1 protein-coding gene and 1 pseudogene are annotated in these 1,133 nt (G+C 58.7%); one reads left to right on the top strand and one right to left on the bottom strand.

What is annotated here, in order from left to right:
• Positions 1-232: pseudogene (locus ENZ75_RS32510) on the bottom strand (hypothetical protein); the annotation flags it as partial.
• Positions 233-424: 192 nt separating this feature from the next.
• On the opposite strand from ENZ75_RS32510, the gene ENZ75_RS32505 reads away from it, so the two are divergent.
• Positions 425-1,133 (top strand): DUF4396 domain-containing protein (locus tag ENZ75_RS32505; RefSeq protein ID WP_164888207.1); only part of this gene is annotated, 709 nt, incomplete at its 3' end.

The following is a 1,133-nucleotide window of genomic DNA, read 5'->3' as shown; positions in this document are numbered from 1 at the left end:
GCACTGGATCTTCGAAAGCAACCGAAATTGCGGTTCCCTCGCCCCGCATCATTGCACGTGCTTCGGGGTGCAGATGTTCGGTGCCTGCAAACGCGCCAAGGCATCGCTCGGGATTACGCTCCAGCAGTTCAGCCCAGCGCTCTATGCGCTGATTTCGTGTCATTGCGGAATATGCAGCCGACGATTCAATCTTGGCGACGGCATGCAGTTGGTCGAGTGTTTGATGTTTCATGGCCAGCTCCTGTTGAGGCAGCGAAGCGCCCACGCCTTCAAGGGAATTACCGCGCCGTAATGCTTCGACAAGAGCGCCAGGCTGGAGAATTCGACACAACCGGATTGGGCCGGCGGGATCATAAACACACGTTCTGCGTTCATTGGCGGGGGCTGCTTGTGACAAACCGCTGATCCGCGACGGGATGCATCCATGTTCATCCAGCCAATCGACTATTTCCTTGCCGTCTGGTTCGCTCTTGCCGCCGCCTCGACGCTCTATGTCGGCTTCGATCAATACCGCAACAATCCCGAACCGGTGGTGATGAAATGGGGTTTCATCCTGGTGACCCTCTATATGGGTCCATTGGGGCTGCTGCTTTATGTGCTTGCAGACAAGGAGCCACGACCGGGCGAGCATGAAGACTTCACCAGGCCGCTATGGAAGCAGGGCGTCGGTTCGACCATCCACTGCGTTGCCGGCGATGCAACCGGCATCATTCTCGCGGCGGTCATCACGGCAACGCTTGGCCTGCCTATGTGGCTCGACCTCATCGTCGAATATCTGGCGGGTTTCGCCTTCGGCCTGTTCATCTTCCAGTCGCTGTTCATGAAATCGATGATGGGCGGCACCTACTGGGAGAATGTGCGCAAGAGCTTCCTGCCCGAGTTCATCTCGATGAATTTCATGATGGCCGGCATGGCGCCCGTCATGAGCTTCCTGATGATGGGGCGCGACATGCGCGCGATGGAGCCGACCGAGCTCTTGTTCTGGGGCGTGATGTCGATCGGCGTCATTGCCGGCTTCACACTTGCTTATCCCGCCAATGTCTGGCTGGTCGCCCGCGGACTGAAGCACGGGTTGATGACGCAGCGCCCGGAGGCGGCCGAAATGAGCAGTCGAGAGCCGACCGCCCAGCAAC

The sequence above is a fragment of the Mesorhizobium sp. M7A.F.Ca.CA.002.04.1.1 genome, from assembly GCF_004022805.1.
Lineage (GTDB): Bacteria > Pseudomonadota > Alphaproteobacteria > Rhizobiales > Rhizobiaceae > Mesorhizobium > Mesorhizobium ciceri.
Note: the sequence above shows the minus strand (reverse complement) of the source record. Positions and strands in the feature narration are given on the sequence as shown.